The sequence below is a fragment of the Methyloversatilis sp. genome (assembly GCF_965284615.1).
In the GTDB taxonomy this organism is placed as follows: Bacteria; Pseudomonadota; Gammaproteobacteria; order Burkholderiales; family Rhodocyclaceae; genus Methyloversatilis.
In genome coordinates, this window is record NZ_OZ260098.1 from 4,122,765 (window position 1) to 4,143,690 (window position 20,926).

Annotated in this window: 20 protein-coding genes; 13 read left to right on the forward strand and 7 right to left on the reverse strand. The window is 69.5% G+C overall.

Features of this window, described 5'->3' with window-relative positions; all coding sequences use genetic code 11:
• Positions 1-4: 4 nt before the first annotated feature.
• The 5 genes from ACQ66H_RS19570 to bioB form a co-directional block, all read right to left on the reverse strand.
• Positions 5-3,100: an ExeM/NucH family extracellular endonuclease gene (locus ACQ66H_RS19570; RefSeq protein ID WP_430435400.1), complete on the reverse strand. Its 3,096-nt coding sequence runs from the start codon at positions 3,098-3,100 to the stop codon at positions 5-7.
• A gap of 137 nt (positions 3,101-3,237) precedes the next feature.
• Positions 3,238-4,434, reverse strand: a complete 1,197-nt coding sequence (locus tag ACQ66H_RS19575; protein ID WP_430435401.1) for an MFS transporter — start codon at positions 4,432-4,434, stop codon at positions 3,238-3,240.
• Positions 4,431-4,601: a hypothetical protein gene (locus tag ACQ66H_RS19580; protein ID WP_430435402.1), complete on the reverse strand. Its 171-nt coding sequence runs from the start codon at positions 4,599-4,601 to the stop codon at positions 4,431-4,433. Before ACQ66H_RS19580 ends, ACQ66H_RS19575 begins: the two co-directional genes overlap by 4 nt.
• Complete coding sequence (locus tag ACQ66H_RS19585) at positions 4,598-5,518, reverse strand: methyltransferase domain-containing protein (protein ID WP_430435403.1); 921 nt, start codon at positions 5,516-5,518, stop codon at positions 4,598-4,600. Before ACQ66H_RS19585 ends, ACQ66H_RS19580 begins: the two co-directional genes overlap by 4 nt.
• A 73-nt stretch (positions 5,519-5,591) precedes the next feature.
• Positions 5,592-6,572 carry a biotin synthase BioB gene (gene bioB, locus ACQ66H_RS19590; protein WP_430435404.1) on the reverse strand — a complete coding sequence of 327 codons (981 nt, stop codon included), beginning with the start codon at positions 6,570-6,572 and terminating at the stop codon, positions 5,592-5,594.
• A 71-nt stretch (positions 6,573-6,643) separates the two neighbouring features.
• Here bioB and ACQ66H_RS19595 point away from each other — a divergent pair, with 71 nt between their 5' ends.
• The gene (locus ACQ66H_RS19595; protein ID WP_430435405.1) at positions 6,644-7,354 is read left to right on the forward strand and encodes a ComF family protein; all 711 of its coding nucleotides are present in this window, start codon (positions 6,644-6,646) and stop codon (positions 7,352-7,354) included.
• Between the two features lie 30 nt (positions 7,355-7,384).
• On the opposite strand, the gene ACQ66H_RS19600 is transcribed toward ACQ66H_RS19595, so the two are convergent.
• Entirely contained in the window at positions 7,385-8,305 is a 921-nt protein-coding gene (locus ACQ66H_RS19600; protein ID WP_430435406.1) for a LysR family transcriptional regulator, read from the reverse strand.
• 170 nt (positions 8,306-8,475) lie between these two features.
• Between ACQ66H_RS19600 and ACQ66H_RS19605 the strand changes: the two genes are divergently transcribed.
• The 7 genes from ACQ66H_RS19605 (at position 8,476) to ACQ66H_RS19635 (ending at position 17,940) form a co-directional block, all read left to right on the forward strand.
• A complete protein-coding gene (locus ACQ66H_RS19605; RefSeq protein WP_430435407.1) occupies positions 8,476-10,638 on the forward strand; it encodes a molybdopterin cofactor-binding domain-containing protein in 2,163 nt (720 codons plus the stop codon).
• A gap of 79 nt (positions 10,639-10,717) precedes the next feature.
• Positions 10,718-11,176 (forward strand): (2Fe-2S)-binding protein, encoded by a 459-nt coding sequence (locus ACQ66H_RS19610; protein ID WP_430435408.1) that lies wholly within the window; start codon positions 10,718-10,720, stop codon positions 11,174-11,176.
• A gap of 11 nt (positions 11,177-11,187) precedes the next feature.
• Positions 11,188-13,398, forward strand: coding sequence for a molybdopterin cofactor-binding domain-containing protein (locus ACQ66H_RS19615; protein WP_430435409.1), 2,211 nt, complete (start codon positions 11,188-11,190; stop codon positions 13,396-13,398).
• A 63-nt stretch (positions 13,399-13,461) separates the two neighbouring features.
• On the forward strand, positions 13,462-14,490 hold the full coding sequence (locus ACQ66H_RS19620) for an XdhC family protein (RefSeq protein WP_430435410.1): 1,029 nt from the start codon (positions 13,462-13,464) through the stop codon (positions 14,488-14,490).
• A 124-nt stretch (positions 14,491-14,614) separates the two neighbouring features.
• Entirely contained in the window at positions 14,615-15,190 is a 576-nt protein-coding gene (locus ACQ66H_RS19625; RefSeq protein ID WP_430435411.1) for a nucleotidyltransferase family protein, read from the forward strand.
• A gap of 145 nt (positions 15,191-15,335) precedes the next feature.
• The gene (locus tag ACQ66H_RS19630) at positions 15,336-16,463 is read left to right on the forward strand and encodes an HD domain-containing phosphohydrolase (protein ID WP_430435412.1); all 1,128 of its coding nucleotides are present in this window, start codon (positions 15,336-15,338) and stop codon (positions 16,461-16,463) included.
• A 67-nt stretch (positions 16,464-16,530) separates the two neighbouring features.
• Complete coding sequence (locus tag ACQ66H_RS19635) at positions 16,531-17,940, forward strand: hypothetical protein (RefSeq protein ID WP_430435413.1); 1,410 nt, start codon at positions 16,531-16,533, stop codon at positions 17,938-17,940.
• On the opposite strand, the gene ACQ66H_RS19640 is transcribed toward ACQ66H_RS19635, so the two are convergent.
• Entirely contained in the window at positions 17,941-18,795 is an 855-nt protein-coding gene (locus tag ACQ66H_RS19640) for a S1 family peptidase (protein WP_430435414.1), read from the reverse strand.
• A 108-nt stretch (positions 18,796-18,903) separates the two neighbouring features.
• Here ACQ66H_RS19640 and ACQ66H_RS19645 point away from each other — a divergent pair, with 108 nt between their 5' ends.
• From ACQ66H_RS19645 to ACQ66H_RS19665, 5 genes are read left to right on the forward strand one after another with little or no spacing between them, the layout of a single operon-like run.
• Positions 18,904-19,752 carry an urease accessory protein UreD gene (locus ACQ66H_RS19645; protein ID WP_430435415.1) on the forward strand — a complete coding sequence of 283 codons (849 nt, stop codon included), beginning with the start codon at positions 18,904-18,906 and terminating at the stop codon, positions 19,750-19,752.
• Between the two features lie 22 nt (positions 19,753-19,774).
• A complete protein-coding gene (locus ACQ66H_RS19650) occupies positions 19,775-20,077 on the forward strand; it encodes an urease subunit gamma (RefSeq protein ID WP_430435416.1) in 303 nt (100 codons plus the stop codon).
• 9 nt (positions 20,078-20,086) lie between these two features.
• Positions 20,087-20,365: a hypothetical protein gene (locus ACQ66H_RS19655; protein ID WP_430435417.1), complete on the forward strand. Its 279-nt coding sequence runs from the start codon at positions 20,087-20,089 to the stop codon at positions 20,363-20,365.
• A 20-nt stretch (positions 20,366-20,385) separates the two neighbouring features.
• Positions 20,386-20,712 (forward strand): urease subunit beta, encoded by a 327-nt coding sequence (locus tag ACQ66H_RS19660; RefSeq protein ID WP_304004439.1) that lies wholly within the window; start codon positions 20,386-20,388, stop codon positions 20,710-20,712.
• Positions 20,709-20,924, forward strand: a complete 216-nt coding sequence (locus ACQ66H_RS19665; protein WP_304009907.1) for a hypothetical protein — start codon at positions 20,709-20,711, stop codon at positions 20,922-20,924. The genes ACQ66H_RS19660 and ACQ66H_RS19665 overlap by 4 nt, the downstream gene beginning before the upstream one ends.
• Positions 20,925-20,926: the final 2 nt, after the last annotated feature.

Sequence of the window (20,926 nt, forward strand, 5' to 3'; positions counted from 1 at the left end):
GGACTCAGTAGGCGAAGTTCTGGCCGCTCAGTTGGCCGGGCTGCACACCGCTCAGCGTGACCAGCGTGCGCGGCAGACCGGCGCCGGCAAAGCCGTCACTGTCGATCTGCACCAGCGTGCCGGCCGCGTTCGCAACGAGGCGCAGATGGCCGGACTGCTGCGGATCGCCGACGATGCCCAGGCTGGCCAGCAACGCGCGCAGATCCAGCACGTCCTGCGCCGGCGCGAAGTCGGTGATGAGGTCGGCCGCGTCGCGCATCGACTGATAGACGAAGGTGTCCGCACCGGCACCACCGGTCAGCGTGTCCGCGCCAGCGCCACCGGTGATCACGTCGTCGCCGGCACTGCCGTTCAGGCGGTCACGACCGGCCGTGCCGGCAATCTTCCTCTGCAGCGACAGCCCGATCACCACCGGGTCGTGATCCGACGACCGGTAAGCGTGCGGCGCGTACAGGTCCTGCGGCTTGAACTCGGTGTTGTAGTCGATGACGAAGGGCTCGTCGGTGTTGATGTGCCAGTGCGCGATGCCGCTGGTCTTCGCCGCCAGCGCAGGCGTGGCCAGCGCGTGGTCGAGCGCACCGCTCTCGCCGTCGAAGGTGTAGCTGTAGGCCAGATCGATGCCGGCGGCCAGATTTACCATGCCTGCCGCAGTCAGCGCATTGACCGGGTCTTCCTTCCCGTAGGCGTTCAGGTCGCCGATCACCAGCACGTCGGCGGCGCCACTGCTCGTCGTCAGTTGCTGCACGAAGGCGTTCAGCGCAGCGGCCTGCTGCACGCGCAGCGGGTTCCAGCAGCCCTGACCGTCGCCCTGGTCCGCCTCGACGCCGGCTGCATCGCCGCAGGACTTCGACTTGAAGTGATTGACGACGACGCTGAAGCGTTCGCCATTGATGGCGGCGAAGGTCTGCGCCAGCGGCGGACGGTTGTGGATGGCGGCGGTATCGCTGATCGCCGCGCCCACTGTCGTCACGCGCGCCGGCTTGTAGATCATCGCCTGGCGGATGGCATCGCCGCCGCTGCCGCCGACCGGCACGCCGACTGCGGCGTACACATTGGCGCCGTAGGCTGCGTTCAGCGCCGACACCAGATTGTTCACCGCGGTCTGGCCATTGTTCTCGATCTCGATCAGACCCACCACGTCGGCGTCGATGGCGCGCAGTGCGGCGACGATCTTGGCCTGCTGGCGCGAGAATTCGAGCGCGCTGTCGGCGCCGCGGCAGTCGCTGCGCGTACCAGACGGGAAGCACGACGCGCCGGCCTGATCGACCGTCGTGAAGTAGTTCAGCACGTTGAAGCTGGCCACCTTCACATTGCCGCCGATCGGCGCCGGCGCGGCGGTACGCGGGTTGCTGCGCTCGAACACCGGGGCGACGGTCGGGTGGATCTTGTAGTCGCGCGGGCCGTCGCCGGCGGCGGTGATCAGGCCGTGGTCGATCACACCGGTCAGCATCTGCACCGTATCGCCGGCGCGCAGCGTGTCGTCGGCGCCGATGAAGGGAATCGGGTTCGGATTCTGCGCAGTCGAACCGTCGTCGAGCACGATGCGGCGGCGTGCATTGGCGTCACGCAGCGCAAGCGCTTCGGCGCTGCCGGCGACGTGGCGGTTGGTCGGAATCTCCAGACGCCCGTCGGCGGACAGCGTCACCTGGCCGTAGCGCCCCTGGAAGTAGTTCTGCGACACGGTGAGCGGCGACGCGATGCGCACCAGCATGCCTTCGTAGCGCTCCAGCTCGCCGTCGAACGCTTCCGGCAGCACGACGTCGGTCGGCTGCACGCTGACGCCGCTGCCCAGCACCTGAACCGCGGTCGGCGACACCAGTTCGGTCACCGTATTGAACTCGGTCACGCCGGCGCTCAGGCGCAGCCGCTGACCGACCTGGGCGGTATTGCCCGGCGCGTAGACGAAGATGCCGTCCGAGGTGGCGACGTCGCCGTCGCCCGCTTCGTCCTGCAGGTAGAAGCCGGACAGGCCGGGGAACACCGCGGTGACGACGCCCTCTGTGGTGACCGTCTGGCCGTTCAGCGGACTGGCGTTGCCGCTGCCCTGGATGGCCGGAATCGGCGTGATTGCGCCCGCGCCGGCGACGGTGATGTTGACCGTGCAGTCGGCACTCTGTGCATCGTCATTGGCGAAACGCAGGCCAACGGAATAGCTGCCGGCGGAGGTACCCGCAGCGACGTTGACGCTGGCCGACGCGCTGGCGCCGTCGCCGGCGGCGGGCGTCAGCGCGCCGAGCGTGATGCCGTCCGGCAGGCTGCCGTTCAGGCTCAACGCATTGACCGTGCTGTCGGCGTCGCTGGCCGACACATTCACGCTGCCGCCCTCGCCCGCCTGCAGGCTGAGCGCGGGGCAACTGGTGACGATGGGCTGATTGACGCCGCCACCGTTGCCACCATCGACCACGATGTTGTCGATGCCCACCCATTCGTCGTTGCCCACGGCGTTCGTCGTGATGATGCGCAGCTGCAGCAGCGGCTGGTTGTCGGCCGCAGCCGGCAGCGTCACCGACACCGGCGTCACCTTGCCGGCCAGCGACGGACCTTCGGTCGCATCGGCGACGAAGGCGGCCGGCACATTGACGAAGCTGCCGCTGTTGCCGACGCGGTACTGCAGCGCCACCGGCTGGACCGCGTTGTCGGTCGAACCGTCGAGGTCGCGCAGGTCGTAACGCACCGTGATGCCGCTGCGGCCGGTGGTGTCGAGAGACAGCAGCAGGAAGGGCGCATCGGCCGTGCCGGAACCGGTCAGCGCGAGCACCGGATCAGCCAGGTGAAATTCGGTCACACCGCCGGTGGTGAAGGTGTCCGGACTGGTCTGGTTGGCATTGACGTCGGTCGGGGTGCTGCCACCATCGGCGACGAGGGGCTGCGGATCGGCACCGGTAGCGCCGGTCAGCCCGTCACCGCGGTAGCCGATGACACCCGGCACGGCCGACCAGTCGTCGTTGCCGACGACGAGGCCGATGTTCGACCAGTCCTGAGCAAAGGGCAGTGTTTGCGGCGTGCTGTCGGCGAGTACCGGCTGGCTGAGCAGACCGGCTGCGGCAAGCGCGAGAACGAGGGTGCGCGGCAGCACCGGGCGAACGATAGTCGATGACATGTGGAAATCCGGTCGAGATGGCTAGCGTAGCCCAAGCACCCGCGGCATGCGGAACCTGGACACGGAAGGACATCAGACTAGAGCGTCAGCATGACCGTCGCGTGGCTGCGAAAGCCCGCTGAGATGATCCGAAGGAACTACGCCGACCGGCGTCCGAACATCGCCCACAGCAGACAGCCCGCACCCAGCGTGCCGAAGCCGAACATCCATGCCAGCGGGACTGTCGTACCGCCCGCGAGATCGAGCGCGGCACCGAACACCAGCGGCGCGACGAAGCCGGCGCCGAAACCACCCAACGAGTACAGCGCCATCGCCGCGCCGCGCTGCGCCACTGGCGCGGCGTGGACCAGCCCTGCGGTGAGAGAGGCCGAATCGGCCATCACGGTCACGTTGTACAGCGACAGCAGGATGAGCAGCAGCCACCACGGCCCGCCGGCCGCGGCCCCGGCGACCCAGCACATGAGGCCGGAGGCGATCATCATCCAGACGATCCAGCGCTGGCGACCGATGCGGCTGGCCGCCTCGTTGCCCAGTATGCTGGCCGGCTGCCCCAGCAGCATGACCAGCGCCGCCGCCTCGGTCGGCGAAAGCCAGGGCGCGCTCGCCGACAGCGTCCAGCCGAAGGCGATGAAGGCGACCAGCCAGGAGCGCAGGCCGAACAGTTCCCAGCAATGCACGGCATAGCCGCTGACCAGGCTGCGCACGCGCGGATGCGCCAGCACCGGACCGAAACGCGGCAACCAGCGCGCCTCGTGAGCGGCCGGCGGCGCGACGTGACCGACGCGCAACCAGACCAGCGCGGCCGCCAGCAGCGGACCGATCGCCATCAGCGCCACCGCGATGTGCCAGCCGAAGTGACGGCCAAGCACGCCGGCCAGCAGCAGCGCGGCGCTGGTGCCGATGCCGAAGCTCGACGTGTAGAAGGCGATGTGGCGGGTACCGGCATCGTGCGGCACGCGGTCGGCCAGCACGCGCAGGCCGGGCATGTAGCAACCGGCCAGCCCGGCGCCGCTGAGCGCCTGGAAGAAGGCGGCGCTCCACAACCCGTGCGCGGCGAAGGCGAAGCCGATCACGCCGAGCGCCATCAGCAGGTTGGACAGCACGAACACCAGGCGCGCGTCAACGCGGTCGGTGGCGCCGGACAGGAAGGGCACGGCCACCATGTAGCCGAAGAAGAAGGCACCGCCGATGAAGCCCGCCTCGGCGCCGCTGAGCGACCACAGCGCCGACAGCTCGGTCAGGAAGGACGGATAGGCGGCGAGGCTGGTCATGCCCAGCACCTCGGCCGCGCACATCAGCAGCGTCAGGCGCGCGGTGCCGGCGGTCGCACTCACTCGTCGCGCGATTTCAGCCAGGCCGCCTTCTGGCGGGCACGGCCGGCCTTCTTGTCGGTGCGCGCGTGCTCGCCGCCCTTGCGCATCAGCGCCGCCGTGGCCAGCGGATTACGCGGCTTCAAGGTGCGCCGCTTGCTGCTCAACCGGGCAGCCGACCTCTCGTTCATCGCCGGCCTCCGCGTTTGAACTTGATGATGGCGCGACCGTCTTCGGTCTGCTTCGGCTCGCCGCGCCAGGCGTGTCCATAGATGATTTCCATGGTCGCCGGCAGACGGCCGTCGTCGAGCCGGCGCAGCAGTGCCGCGTCCAGCCTTTGACGCGCGCGCGGCGTCAGCAGCCCGCGCGGGCGCGCGGCCAGCGCGGCCAGGCTGCCGGTGTCGACCAGATCGCGATAGAGGTCGGCCGGCGACGCGAAGGTGAGCGTGATGTGCTCCATGTCCATCACCGGCTCGGCGAAGCCGGCCTCGACCAGCATGTCGCCGACGTCGTGCATGTCGATGAAGCGATGCGCCCGCCCGGGCAGTCCCGCCTCGACCAGTGCCGCGCGCAGTTCCTGCAGCGTGTCCGGGCCCAGCATCGAAAACATGAACAGGCCGCCGACGCGCAGCGTACGCTGCACCTCGCGCAATGCGCCCGGCAGATCGGGCAGCCAGTGCAGCGCCATATTGGACCACACCATGTCATGACTGCGCGGCGCGATCGGCAGCCGCGCGATGTCGGCCTGCACGACTGCGGTCTGGCTGCCGCCCAGCACGCCGGGCAGCCAGCGGCGCCAGCGCGGCGTGCGGGTGGCCGCCTGTGCCAGCATCGCTGCCGAGCGGTCGAGGCCGGTCATCAGCGCGTCGGGGTAGCGCGCGCGCAGCGGCTGCAGGTCGGCGCCGCTGCCACAGCCAAGGTCGAGCAGGCGCTGCGGCTTCAGCGTGACCAGATCGAGCCGCTCGGCCATCCGCCGGGCGACCTCACGGTGCAGCACCGCGGCGCTGTCGAAACGTCCGGCGGCACGCTCGAAACCGCGCGCAACCGCGCGGGCATCGAGCGCGAAATCAGGCGGAACGGACGAGGTGATCGCCGACTCCTGAGGCATTAGACGACCCTCCTGTCGCTGCGCGACACCTCCCCGAGGGAGGGCTGAGCGCCTTCGGGCGGCCGAGCGGCGCTCACGTCGAACGGATACCCAGCCGCTCGAACAGCCTGCGGTCGTTCTCCGCCTGCGGATTGCCGGTGGTGAGCAGCTTGTCGCCGTAGAAGATCGAATTGGCGCCAGCGAGGAAGCACATCGCCTGCATTTCGTCGCTCATCAGCTCGCGGCCGGCCGACAGGCGGACATAGCTCTTTGGCATCGTGATGCGGGCGGCGGCGATGGTGCGCACGAACTCGAACGGATCGAGGTCCGGCGTATCGGCCAGCGGCGTGCCCTCGACCTTGACCAGATTGTTGATCGGCACCGATTCCGGCGGCGTGTCCATCGACGCCAGCGTGGCGATCAGGCCGGCGCGCGCGCGGCGCGATTCGCCCATGCCGACGATGCCGCCGCAGCACACGTTCATGCCCGCTTCGCGCACCGCTTCGAGCGTGTCGAAACGGTCTTCCTGGGTGCGCGTGCCGATCACCTCGCCGTAGTAGTCGGGCGCGGTGTCGATGTTGTGGTTGTAGTAGTCGAGGCCGGCTTCCTTCAGCTTTTCGGCCTGACCCTCGCGCAGCAGACCGAGCGTGGCGCAGGTCTGCAGGCCGAGGCCCTTCACTGCCGAAATCATTTCGGCCACCTTCTCGACATCGCGGTCCTTCGGGCCGCGCCACGCCGCGCCCATGCAGAAGCGGGTGGCACCGGCGTCCTTGGCCGCGCGGGCCGCTTCGAGCACCTCGTCTATCGGCATCAGGTCCTGACTGGTGACGCCGGTGTCGTAGCGCACCGACTGCGGGCAGTAGCCGCAGTCTTCCGGACAGCCGCCGGTCTTGATCGACAGCAGCGTCAACCGCTGGATGGCATTGGCATCGAAGTTCTCGCGATGTACCGTCTGTGCGCGGAACATCAGATCGGCAAACGGCAGTGCGTACAGCGCCTCGACCTGTTCGGTGGTCCAGCGCTGGGGCGCTTGCGAACGGGAGGACGGCGGCAGATGGATGACCTGGGTGTGCATGGGTACAAGACGGGCGCACGCGAATGCGCCGGAACGGCGAAGCCGCCATTTTCTTCGAAAACAGGTCCTTCATGTTGCAGCGCGTGATCGGAGGCACGGCGCGCCGTGTGCTTGACCTGCTGCTGCCGCAGGACTGTCAACTGTGCGGCCTGCCGGCCGGCAACGCTCTGCTGTGCGCCGGCTGCCACGACGATCTGCCGCGGCTGCCGGCCGCGCACTGCCCGGTGTGCGCGCTGCCGGTGCCGACGGCGCAGGTGTGCGGCCGCTGCCTGAAGCACCCGCCGGCCTTCGACGCGACGCTGGCCGTGTGGGCCTACGCCGAGCCGGCGGACGGGCTGATCCACGCGCTGAAGTTCCGCGCCCAGCTGCCGCTGGCCGGGCTGTTCGCCGACGCACTGCAGTCGCTGGGCCTGCCGCCGGCCGACCTGCTGCTGGCGATGCCGCTGCATCCGCGGCGGCTGGCCGAACGCGGCTTCAACCAGTCGGTCGAGATCGGCCGCGTGCTGGCTCGGAATGCAGGGCTGCGCTTCGACGCCTTCGGCCTGGAACGCCTGCACGACACGCCGCCGCAGCGCGACCTCGCCTGGTCGCAGCGCCGGCGCAATGTGCGCGGAGCCTTCGCGCTGCGCGCCGAGGTCGCCGGACTGCATGTGGCGGTGATCGACGACGTGCTCACCACCGGTGCCAGCCTGCACGAGGTCGCCCGCGTGCTGAAGGCGGGCGGCGCGCTGACGGTGACCAATCTGGTGCTGGCGCGCACGCCAAGACTGCGCGGGCGCTAGCGGACTGTCAGAGCCTGCCGTGAGGACACGCTAGCTCGCCTCGTTGGCCTGCTGGAAGTAGTCGATGAAGGCGCGCAGGCGTTCCGGCATCTGCGCCCGGCTCGGGAAATACAGGTGTATCGCCGACATCGGCATCGCGAAATCGCTCAGCACCGCACGCAGCCTGCCTTGCGCCAGATCGTCGGCGACCAGCGAATCCAGCGTCTGCACCATGCCCAGGCCGCGCCGCGCCAGATCGATTTCGGCGTCGGCGTCGTTGACGATGTAGCGGCCATCGACCTCGACCTCGAGCGGCCGGCCGTCGCGCTGGAATATCCAGCGCATCGTGCGGCCACTCGACGCGTAGCGGTAGCGCACGCATTCGTGACGGCCGAGATCGTCCACCGACAGCGGCGGCGGACGCTGCGCCAGATAGTCCGGCGCGGCCACGGTGATCATGCGGTTGGGCCCGCCGATGCGCACCGCCACCATGTCGGCCTCTATGGCGTCGCTCATGCGCATGCCGGCGTCGAAGCGCTCGGCCACGATGTCGGCCAGGCCATCATCGAGCGCCAGCTCCAGCTGCACATCCGGATGACGCACGGCGAATCCGGCCAGATGCGGCGCGATCAGCACCCGGTAGGCCGGGCGCGGCATATTGATGCGCAGCGTGCCGGTGACCCGCCCCTGCGACTGGGCCAGGCTGTCAAGCGCCGCCCCCAGTTCATCCAGCCCGACGCGCACCCCGTCGTAGAAGCGTTCGCCCTCTTCGGTCAGCGACACGCTGCGCGTCGTCCGGGTGAGCAGGCGCACCCCCAGCCGCTGTTCAAGCGTGCGCACGCTCTGCGACAGCGCCGATGCCGACACGCCCAGTTCGGCCGCCGCCCGGGTGAAGCTCGCATGCCGCGCGACGCATTCGAAGGCGCTCAGCGCCGGCAGCATGGCCGGCTCCAGTTTGAAGTTCTGCTTCATATGGCTTGAAAGATTACCCAGTCGATCTAAAAAAACAAAGCGACTATGTTTCGCACTGTGTCGTGCGCAAAGCAAGCGCACACCCTGCCCCGGTGAACGAGCGCAACGACGCCTCGCTCCGATGCGTCGCTCGATTCGCCCGCGGGCTTCCGCGGTACGGAGGGATCCCCATGAACATGATTGCCCCCAGCACCGGCCTGAGCCGGCGCAGCTTCCTGAAGCTGGGCGCGGCCGCCGGCGGCGGCCTGCTGATCGAACTGAACCTGCCGGGCGCACGCGCACTGGCCGCCGACGGTGCCCGTTTCGAGCCGAATGCCTTCATCCGCATCGATCGCGACGGCGTGGTCACGCTGGTGATGCACAAGGTCGAAATGGGCCAGGGCACCTACACCGCCATTCCGCAGCTGATCGCCGAAGAGCTGGACGTGCCGCTGGACGCGGTGCGACTGGAGCATGCGCCGCCCGATCCGAAGTACGCCGACCCCATCATCGGCGCCCAGATCACCGGCGGCTCGACCTCGATACGCGGCGCCTGGAAGCCGATGCGCGAAGCGGGCGCCACCGCGCGCACGCTGCTGATCCAGGCCGCCGCGAAGAAATGGAATACCGACGCCGCGAAACTGCTGGCGCGGGACGGCGCGGTGATCGACAGCGCCGGCGCCCGCCGTGCCGGCTATGGCGAACTGGTCGATGTCGCGGCCACGCTGCCGCTGCCGACGGCGGTCTCGCTGAAGGACCCGAAGGATTTCCGCCTGATCGGCAAACCCGTGCGCCGCATCGACGCCGCCAGCAAGGTGAATGGCAGCGCGCGCTTCGGCATCGACGTCGTGCTGCCCGGCATGAAGGTGGCCACCGTCGCCGCTTCGCCGGTGTTCGGCGGCACGCTGGCCGGTGCCGACGAAGCGGCCGCGCTGAAGGTGAAAGGCGTGCGCCAGCTGGTGAAACTGGACAACGCGGTGGCGGTTGTGGCCGACCACATGTGGGCCGCCAAGCAGGGCCTCGCCGCCTGTGCGCCGCGCTGGAAGGACGGCGCGCACGCCAAGCTCGATACCGCGCAGATCTTCGCCCACCTTGAGAAATCGTCGGAAGGTCCGGGCGCGGTCGCTCACAAGACAGGCGATGCGGCGGCCGCGATGAAGACCGGCGCACGCCGCATCGACGCCATCTACCGCCAGCCCATGCTGGCGCACGCGACGATGGAACCGATCAACTGCACGGTGGACCTGAAAGCGGACGGTCTGGACATCTGGGTCGGTACCCAGGTGCCGGGCATCGCGCAGGCGGTGGCCGCACAGACGGCAGGCCTGAAGCCGGAACAGGTGCGCATCCACAACCACCTGCTGGGCGGCGGTTTCGGCCGCCGGCTCGAAGTCGATTTCATCGCCCAAGCGGTGGCCATCGGCAAGCAGGTGCGCGGTCCGGTCAAGGTCGTATGGACGCGCGAAGAGGACATCCAGCACGACATGTACCGCCCGCCCTATCTGGACCGCATCAGCGCCGCGGTCGATGCGAAAGGCATGCCGGTGGCGTGGACGCACCGCATCGCCGGTTCTTCCATCATGGCGCGCTTCTTCCCGCCGGCCTTCAAGGACGGCATCGATCCGGACGCTGTCAACGGCGCGGTCGAACTGCCCTACGCCATCCCGACGATGCAGGTCGAGTACCAGCGGGTCGAGCCGCCCGCGGTGGCGACCGCCTTCTGGCGCGGCGTCGGCCCCACCCGCAACGGCTTCGTGGTCGAAGGCTTCATCGACGAGCTGGCGGCGGCCGCCGGACAGGACCCGGTGGCCTACCGCCGCGCGCTGATCAAGGACACCCGCACGCGCGCCGTGCTCGACCTGGCGGCGGAGAAGTCCGGCTGGGGCACGCCGCTGAAAGCCGCGGCCGGCACGCGCGCCGGCCGCGGCATCGCGCTGATGCACGTGTTCGGCAGCCGCGTCGCCCAGGTCGCCGAGGTCGAGGTGAATGCCGACAACGAAGTGCGCGTGCGTCGCGTCACCTGTGTCATCGACTGCGGCTTTGCGGTCAATCCGCTCACCGTTGCGGCGCAGATGGAGGGCGGCATCATGTTCGGCCTCACCGCCGCGCTGTGGAACGAGATCACGCTGGCCGACGGCCGCGTGCAGCAGAGCAATTTCCACGACGTGCGCATGATGCGGATGAACGAAGCGCCGCGGATCGACGTCCACATCGTGCCCAGCGCCGAAGCGCCCGGCGGCGTCGGCGAACCCGGCACCTCGGTGGCGATTCCGGCCGTGGTGAACGCGGTGTTCGCCGCCACCGGCCAGCGCGTGCGCACGCTGCCGATCGCCGGCCAGCTGAAGACCACCTGATTTCCATTTGAACTGCGGGCACCGCCCGCGCATTCCAACCACCACCGGCGGCCCGACCGCCATCGATGAGGGCTCAACCATGGCAACGATCAATCTGAATGGCCGCGACGTCGCGGTCAACCTGCCCGACGACACCCCGCTGCTGTGGGCGCTGCGCGACGGCCTGAACATGACCGGCACCAAGTTCGGCTGCGGCATCGCCATGTGCGGCGCCTGTACGGTGCACGTCGACGGCCAGGCCACGCGCTCCTGCGTGACGCCGCTGTCGGCCGTCGCCGGCAAGAAGATCACCACCATCGAATCGGTCGGTGAAGCCAAGGTCGGTGCCGCCGTGCAGGCCGCCTGGCAGAAGCTGGACGTGGTGCAGTGCGGCTACTGCCAGTCCGGCCAGATCATGTCGGCCACCGCGCTGCTCGCTTCGAACCCGAAACCGACCGACGCCGACATCGACGCCGCGATGAGCGGCAACGTGTGTCGCTGCGCCACCTATGTCCGCATCCGCGCGGCCATCCACGAAGCCGCCAAGTCCCTGGCCTGAGGAGCGCACAGATGAATTTCCGCATCGAGAATGCATTCCAGACCACCCGCCGCGGCTTCCTCAAGGGCGGCGCCGGACTGGCGCTGGCCATCGTCGCGCCGACCGTCGCACTGGCCGAGGTCGGTGGCCCCGGTCACGCCGGCAGCGCGATGATCGATGGCGAGTTCTCGCCGAACGCCTTCCTGCGCATCGGCACCGACGGCACGGTCACCGTGGTGTCCAAGCACCTCGAAATGGGCCAGGGTGTCTACACCGGCCTGGCCACGCTGGTGGCCGAGGAACTGGACGCCGACTGGTCGCGCGTGACGGTCGAGGGCGCACCGGCCGACGCCAAGCGTTATAGCAACCTGTTCTGGAAGGCGCAGGGCACCGGGGGCAGCACCGCCATCGCCAACTCCTACGAACAGATGCGCCGCGCCGGCGCCACCGCACGCGCCATGCTGGTGTCCGCCGCCGCGCAGCAGTGGAAGGTGCCAGCGTCGCAGATCACGGTGAAGAACGGCGTCGTGTCGCACGCCGCCAGCGGCCGCAAGGCCGGCTTCGGCGAACTGGCCGAGGCGGCGGCGCAACTGCCGGTGCCGGCCAACGTGAAGCTGAAGAATCCGAAGGACTTCACGCTGATCGGTCGCAGCGCACCGCGCGTGGACAGCGTCGCCAAGACCACCGGCCGCGCCACCTTCACCCAGGACGTGAAGCTGCCGGGCATGCTGGTCGCCGTGGTCGCCCACCCGCCGCGCTTCGGCGGCCGGGTGAAGTCGGTCGACGACAAGGCGGCCCGCGCGATCAAGGGCGTGAGCGACGTCGTCGTCATCCCGAACGGTGTGGCGGTGCTCGCATCCGACTACTGGACCGCGAAGAAGGGCCGCGACGCGCTCAAGGTCGAATGGGACGAGGCGCAGGCCTATCGCGGCAGCAGCGATGCCATCGTCGCCGACTACCGCGAACGCGCGAAGACGCCCGGGCTGAACGCACGCAACGACGGCAACGCCGAAGCCGCGCTGGCCAAGGCGGGCAAGGTGATCGAGGCGGAATACGTGTTCCCCTATCTGGCGCACGCGTCGATGGAGCCGCTGAACTGCGTCATGAAGCTGGAGAACGGCGAATGCGAGGTGTGGAACGGCGAACAGCTGCACACGGTCGATCAGTTCTCGCTGGCCAAGACGCTCGGCATCGAAGCCGACCGCGTCAAGCTGAACATGGTGTACGCCGGCGGCAGCTTCGGTCGCCGCGCCAACCCGCAGTCGGACTACCTGCTCGAAACCGCGCAGATCGTGAAGGCGATCAATGGCCGCGCACCGGTCAAGCTGGTGTGGAGCCGTGAGGACGACATGCGCGGCGGCTTCTATCGCCCGATCTACCTGCACCGCGTGCGCGCCGCGCTCGACGCAAAGGGCATGCCGGTCGCCTGGCAACAGCGCATCGTCGGCCAGTCCATCATCGCCGGCTCGCCGTTCGAACCGATGTTGGTCAAGGACGGCGTCAACATCACCTCAGTCGAGGGCGCGTCCACGCTGCCCTACGCCATTCCCAATCTGAACGTGGATCTGCACACCACCAACGCCGACGTGAAGGTGCCGGTGCAGTGGTGGCGTTCGGTCGGCTCGACCCATACCGCCTACGCGACCGAACTGTTCATCGACGAACTGGCGCAGAGCGCCGGCAAGGACCCGGTGGCCTACCGCATGGCGCTGCTGAAGAAGCACCCGCGCCACGCCGGCGTGCTCAAGCTGGCCGCCGACAAGGCCGGCTGGAACAAGCCGCTGGCACCGGCCGCCGACGGTGCTACGCGCGGCCGCGGCGTCGCCGTACATGAATCGTTCAACAGCTTCGTCGCCGAAGTGGTCGAGGTGACGGTGCAGAAGGACGGCAGCTTCAAGGTCAACCGCGTGGTCTGCGCCGTCGATTGCGGCGTGGTCGTTAACCCGGACGTGGTGAAGGCGCAGATGGAAGGCGGCATCGGCTACGCGCTGGCCGCCGCGCTGACCGGCTCGATCACGCTGAAGGACGGCGTGGTCGAACAGTCCAACTTCAACGACTACCCGGTGCTGCGCATCAACGAAATGCCCAAGGTCGAGGTGCATATCGTGAAGTCGGCCGCCGCGCCCACCGGTGTCGGCGAACCGGGCGTGCCGCCGCTGGCCCCGGCACTGGCGAGCGCGCTGCGTGCGGCGACCGGCAAGGTGATCCACACGCTGCCGATCGGCGAACAGCTGCAGGCCTGACCGGCGCATCGCGCCCGTGGGCGGCCGCTCAGGCACGCCGCCCGCGTCATGAAGGAATGGAATATGGACAGCCTTGATCTCGAAGTATTGACCCGCGCCCGCGACTGGCTGCGCGACGGCCACCGCGTCATGCTGGCGACCGTGGTGCGCACCTGGGGCTCGTCGCCGCGCCCGCCCGGCGCGCTGCTGGCGCTGCGTGACGACGGCCGCGCGGTCGGTTCGGTGTCCGGCGGCTGCATCGAGGACGACCTCATCTACCGGCTGCGCCGCGACGGCCTGCCGACCGAGGCGCACTCGGTCAGCTACGGCGTCACCGCCGACGAGGCGCGCCGCTTCGGCCTGCCCTGCGGCGGCACGCTGCAGCTGGTGCTGGAACCGCTGGCCGATGCCGGTGCGCTGGACGATCTGCTGACGCGACTGGGTCGCGGCGAACTGATCACCCGCCGCCTCGATCTGGCCAGCGGCCGCGCCACGCTGCACGCCGGCCACGCCGACCAGGTGCTGCATTTCGACGGCCACACGCTGATCAGCGTGTTCGGCCCGCGCTACCGACTGCTGCTGATCGGTGCCGGCCAGCTGTCGAGCAGCCTCGCGCGCATCGCCAGTTCGCTCGATTTCGCGGTCACCGTGTGCGACCCGCGCGAGGAATACAGCGAAGAGTGGACGGTGCCCGGCACCACGCTGACGCGCGACATGCCGGACGACGTGGTGATGGCGATGCAGCCGGACGCGCGCACCGCGGTGATCGCGCTGACGCACGACCCCAAGCTGGACGATCTGGCGCTGATGGAAGCACTGAAGTCGCCCGCCTTCTACGTCGCCGCGCTCGGCTCGCGCCGCAACAACGATGTGCGCCGCGAACGGCTGAAGGAATTCGACCTCAGCGAGGCACAGATCGACCGCCTGCGCGGCCCGGCCGGTCTGTACATCGGCAGCCGCACGCCGGCCGAGATCGCGGTGTCGATCGCCGCCGAACTGGTGGCGATGAAGAACGGCGCCGCCGCCGACAGTCTGTTGAACGTACGGGACGCCAAGGCCGCGCTCGACATCGCGGCCGACACGCTGTCGTCGTGCACGCTCGGTCCGAACTGAATCTCGCGCCCGTCCCAGCGGGCGCGACCACGAACGGCGTACGGCCGCCGGGCAGACGGCACCCCCCTCCGTCGTCGGTCCGGCGCGCCGGCACGCCGTACCCCGGCCATCCGCCGTTCACGCAATGATCCAGGGCGTCCTGCTCGCCGCCGGCTACGGCCGGCGCTTCGACCCGAGCGGCCGCAGCAGCAAGCTGCTGGCCACGCTGCCCGACGGCCGCAGCGTCGCCTGGCACGCTGCGCACGCACTGTGCACCGCGCTGCCGGGCAGTATCGCGGTCATCCGCCCCGGCCATGAAGCGCTGGCGGCGGAACTGCGCGACGCCGGCTGCCGCGTACTGGAAAGCTGCAACGCCGAAGCGGGCATGGGCAGCGCGCTCGCATACGCGGTAGGCGACAGCGCCGGCGCCGATGGCTGGCTGGTGGCACTGGCCGACATGCCCTGGCTGCCGGTCAACACGATCCGCGCGGTCGCTGCCGCCATCGACCGGCCGGAGCGCATCGCCGCCGCGGCCTGCGACGGCCAGCGCGGCCACCCGGTCGGTTTCGGCGCGGCACACGGTGCGGCGCTGGCGGCCCTGCGCGGCGACAGCGGCGCGCGCGAGCTGCTGCGCACGCATCCGGTACAGCTGATCGAAGCCGGTGACGACGGCGTGCTGCGCGACATTGATCTGCCGGAACATCTTCAGCGCGTGCGCTGACACAATTGTTTCACCCGCACCCGGCATGACAGATGCACAGCGCACGGTGTAGGCTGCGCACGTCAACGCGCACACGACGCGCGGCAGACCCAGACGACGAACGAGAACGCGGCGCCAAGGCCACCGCGCATTCCGGAGCACGGCCATGAACGACACGGTTTCATTCGAAACCCTGGATGACGACAGCGGCGGATCGCTGACCGCTCAGATGCAGTGGTTGCACGCGCGCGTGCGTCAGCATCACCCGCAGGTACACCGCATCGCCATCACGCTGTACGACGCGCGCCACGACGTGCTGAAGACCTATGTAAACAGCAGCGACGTGGACGACCCGCTGTCGTTGTACGAGCGGCCGCTGGCACAGGTGCCGTCGCTGCTCGAGCTGGCCGGCAAGCGCGAATCTCGCGTCATCCACGATTTCACCCAGCTGCCGCTGCCGCACGGCGAACACACCGCCTGGCTGCTGGCACACGGCTATCGCAGCAGCTACACGGTGCCGCTCTACCAGTCGGGCACGCTGCTCGGCTTCCTGTTCTTCGATTCGCGCAAGCCGGGTGCCTTCGACGGCCGGCTGCCGGACGAACTGCAGATCTACGTGCAGCTGTGCCGGCTGTCGGTGCTGAACGTGTTCAGCCTGTCGCACGCGGTCGAAGGCATGGTGAAGGTGGCGCGCGGGCTGGCGCATCTGCGCGACATCGAAACCGGTCGCCATCTCGACCGCATGTCCAGCTACAGCCGGCTGATCGCGCAGCGCGTCGCCGCGCACTTCGGTGTCGGCGACGAGTTCATCGAGCACGTGTATCTGTTCTCGCCGCTGCACGATATCGGCAAGGTGGGCATTCCGGACGGCGTGCTCCTGAAACCCGGCCGCCTGACCCCGGACGAGCGGCTGGCCATGCAGGGCCACGTCGAACTGGGCGTGCAGCTGATCGACGAGGTGATGCACGAAGCGGGTCTGGCGGCAACACCCTACCTGTCCATCCTGCGCAACATCGTCAGCCACCACCACGAGTGGCTGGATGGCAGCGGTTACCCGCGCGGCCTGCGTGGCGCGGTGATCCCGCTCGAAGCGCGCATCGTCGCGGTTGCCGACATCTTCGACGCGCTGACCTCGGAGCGACCGTACAAGAAACCGTGGCGCAACGAGGACGCGCTGGCCGAACTGCGTCGCATGGCCGACGACGGAAAGCTGGACCCGGTCTGCGTCGATGCGCTGGCGCAGTCGGCCGAGGAATTGCGCGCGATCCAGGCCCTGTTCGGGCTGGACGACTGACGACGGCGCGGCACCCGCTTCACCAGGCCGGCATAGAATCCGGCCATACATTCAGGGGCGGGACCGGATGAAAACCTCCACTAAACATCGCCGCCCGGTCGCCCAGCGACTGTTGCGCGCCCTGGTCGCCGGCATCGTCGCGGCCGTCACCCTGCTGGTGCTGCTGATCGCCATCGCCTGGCTGCTGCCGGACGCCACGCGCAGCGCGCCCGCGCAGGCCCTGCTCGACGCGCCCCCCGCCATCGACGAAAGCGGCAATGGCGCGCTGCTGCTCGAAGGCCTGCGCGCGCCGGCCGGCAGCGACAGTGCGGCCTTCGGTCGTGCGCGGCTTGCGCACGCGCGCGAGCACTTCGCCCGCGCCGACGCCGGCCCGTATCAGCCGCCCGAACTGCCGGCCGACGCCTTGCCGCTGCCCGACACGCAGGCGCTGTGCGATCCGGCGCACGGCGCCTGCGTCGAGCGCTGGCTGGCGCAGGCAGCGCAGATCGTCGCGTTGTCCGACGCGCACCGCGCCGCGCTCGACCGGCTCGACACCCTCGTCGCGCAGCCACGCTTCCAGGCGCAGATGCTGGCGCACCCGGACGCCCCGCTCACCGCCTACGGTCCGCTTGCCGGTCTGCTGCGCCTGAGGCTGGCCGAGGCGACGGTGGCGATGGAGAACGACGACAGCGCACGCGCGCTCGACATCCTGGCCGCACAGACCGGCTTCCTGCGCCGCCTGCTGGCCGCCCCCGACGCGTCGCTGATCCAGAAGATGGTTGGCACCAGTCACCTGCGTGTGCATCTGACGGTGCTGGGCGAATGGCTGCATCGCTGGCCGGACGCGGTGAAGGACGCAGCACAGCTCGCGCCGCTGCTGGCCGACGCCAGCGACGCCGAGCTCGATCTGCGCGGCGCCATCCGGCAGGAAGCGCGCTGGATGGCCGCCACGATGAACGCACTGCCCAGCGGCCGGGCGAACGCCGTGTTCGCCGACGGCAAATCGCCGTCGCTGCTCGAACAGCTGCTGCTGCCCGCCTTCTACAAGCGCGACGCGACGCTCAACGACTGGGCGACGCACGCGGCAGCGCTCGACGCTGCGCTGGCTGGTCCTCATGACGCGCGGCTGGCGGCGCTGCAGGCGCAGAACCGCGCCTTCCTGCAGGACGCGGCGGACTACGGCGATCTGTCGCGCGTGCTGTACAACCCGGCGGGCCGGCTGCTGCTGACCCTGGCGGTCGCCGACTACGGCGACTACCTGCTGCGTCTGTACGACACGCAGGCGGTCGGTCGCATGGTGGCGCTGCAGGCCGCGCTGATCCGCGACGGCGTGCGCGCCGGCGACATCCCCGGACGTCTCGTTGTCGGCACGCCGGCTTCGCCACAGCGCATCGGCTACGACGCGACGGCGCACGCACTGACGTGGGCACCGCTGGGCAGCCAGGGCATCGTGCAGAAGCTGGACGGCGGCCTCTACATCGCCAGGCTGCCGCGCTGATCAGCGCGGTACGCCACCCGCGCGCGCCAGCGCCTGTTCCAGCGTATCCCGCGCCTCCGGCGCGTCCGGCTCGCGTGCCAGCCACAGCTGCGCGTGCTGCGCCAGCGCGTCCCAGCGACCTTCGTGTTCGTACTGCACCGCCTGCAGGAAGGGCAGACGCGCATCGGTGGCGTCGGCCCAGAACGGGCGCGCGTCTGCCGTCTTCGGTTGCACGCCGCGCGCCAGCACCTCCGGCACCCAGTCGGCCGGAATGGCGAAGAACATGCTCTTGTCGCTGCTCAGCTTGTAGAAGGTGAGGATGCCGACCAGCCGCCCTTCGGCGTCGAACAGGCCGCCGCCCGAGGCGCCGGCCGCGAAGGCGGCGCTGCCGCGCAGTACGCGGCTGCCGTCCATCCCGTACAGCTGGCGTACCTCACCGAGGTCGTAGGCGAAGCGGCCGCCGGTGAAGCCGAGGCTGAACACCACGTCCTTCTTGCGCACCTGGCTGGCCGGAATCAGCGGCGCCGCGCGCGTGGTGATGATGTCCGACTTCAGGATGCACAGGTCGCGCCGCCAGTCGGCGGCGACCAGCGATACCTGCAGCGCCTCGCCGGTCTGCACGACGACCGCGTGCGTGGCGTCGTTCAGCACGTGGCAGCTGGTCGCCAGCAGACCGGGGCCGACCATCACCGCCGAACCGCTGGACGTGCCGCGCTCGCTCTTGGCGTACAGCTGGAACACGGTGCGCGCCGCCACCGGCACGCGGTCGAGCAGGCCGGGCGGTGCGTCGTCGCTGGCCGCAACCGGCACGGCACAGAAGAGCAGCAGCACCAGCAGCGGCGCGCACAGTCTGCAGACAGGGGTCGGACAGGTCATCGAAGCTCCTCGCAATCGGCGTAGGCTGTGGTGTTCGGCACACGTCGTGCTTTGTGTCGGCAAAGCGGTGGCCGGTTCCGGCCGTGCCGCGATTTTTGACACGTCCTCATGCACACCCCGACACCAGACGCCGGCAGCGACGCCGGCTGGCAAGCCCGCATCGCGCTCGGCTATCGCGCACTTGACGGACGCACCGTGCTGGCGCGGCGCGAGCACAGCGGCCCGCTGCGCGTGCAGAAGCCGCTCTATCCGGAGGGCGACGCGGTCTGCCATACGCTGCTGCTGCACCCGCCGGGCGGCATCGCCGGCGGCGACGCACTGCAGGTCGAACTCGACGCCGGCCCCGGCGCGCACGCGCTGATCACCACGCCGGGCGCCACCAAGTGGTACCGCAGCGCCGGCCCGCAGGCGCGCTCGGACCTGCACCTGCGCGTCGGCGCGGGCGCTGTCGTCGAATGGCTGCCGCAGGACGCCATCGTGTTCGACGGCGCGCGAGCGCAGGCGCGCAACCACATCGACCTGGCGAGCGACGGCCGCTTCATCGGCATGGACCTGTGGTGTCTGGGCCGCACCGCCAGCGGCGAACGCTTCGAGCGCGGCGAACTGGCACTGGACACCCGCATCACCCGCGACGGCCGGACGCTGTGGCTGGAACAGGCGCGACTCGCCGCCGGCGCGCCACTGCTGCAGTCGGCCGCCGGACTGGCCGGCGCACCGGTGTTCGGCACGCTGATCGCCGCCGGCATCGACGCCGACGCCACACTGCTCGCCGCCTGTCGCGCCGTCCCCGCACCACAGGGCCAGTCCGGCGTGACCCGGCTGCCCGGCCTGCTGCTCGCCCGCTACCGCGGCGACTGCACGCAGGCGGCGCGGGCATGGTTCGTGCTTCTGTGGGCGCTGATACGGCCGGCCATGACCGGCCGAGCCGCGCAGACGCCGCGCATCTGGAACACATGACGGGCACACGCACAGAAGAAAAATGGAACTGACACCGCGCGAGAAGGACAAGCTGCTCATCTTCACCGCCGCCCTGCTGGCCGAACGCCGGCGTGCGCGCGGGCTGAAGCTCAACTACCCGGAAGCGGTCGCCTACATCACCGCCGCCATCATGGAAGGTGCGCGCGACGGCCGCAGCGTGGCCGAACTGATGAGCCACTGCACGACGCTGCTCAGCCGTGACGACGTCATGGAAGGCGTAGCCGAGATGATTCCGGACATACAGGTGGAAGCCACTTTCCCGGATGGCACCAAGCTGGTCACCGTTCATCACCCGATACCGTGAGAGCCGCCCATGAGTGACGACGACATGGAACTGGCGCGCCGCCTCGCGCGCTTCAAGCTGGGCGTGCGGCGCAGCCTGGGCGAGTCGGTAAACCTCGACGCGTTGCGCACCGATCTCGATTACCGCACGCGCACGCTGGCCGACATTGAGGAGCGCGCCGATGACGAGGAACTGCTGGTGAGCCTGCTGCTGGTGCGTGAAATGCTCGATCGCCGCGGCGATGCCGAAACGGTGAGCGACGGCACCAAGGCCGGGCGCGATTACCGTTTTGGTGCGCGTTCGGGCTGACGGGCGCGGGAAGGAACACGATGATTCCAGGACAGATGCAGGTCGCCGACGGCGACATCGAACTGAACGCCGGCCGTGACACCGTCACGCTGGACGTGCGCAACAGCGGCGACCGGCCGGTGCAGGTCGGATCGCACTATCACTTCGCGGAAACGAATGACGCGCTGCTGTTCGACCGCGCCGCGGCGCGCGGTTTCCGTCTCGATATTGCGGCCGGCACCGCGGTGCGCTTCGAGCCGGGACAGATGCGCACGGTAAAGCTGGTCGCGCTGGCCGGCGAACGCAGGGTTTTCGGATTCAAGGGACGGGTACAGGGCCCGCTCGACACACAGGGAGAACAGCAATGATGCAGGCACTGATGACTTTGGCACTGGCATGGAGCAGCGTCGCGTGGGCCCATCCGGGCGAGCACCACGGCAACGTCGGCGACGCGCTGCTGCACCTGATGAGCGAACCGGACCACGTGGCGCTGCTGATCGCGGCAGCGCTCATCGGCGGCCTTGGCGGGCTGATGATGCGCCGGCGCGCGAAGGCCGCACGTCGCATGTTCAAGGACTGATC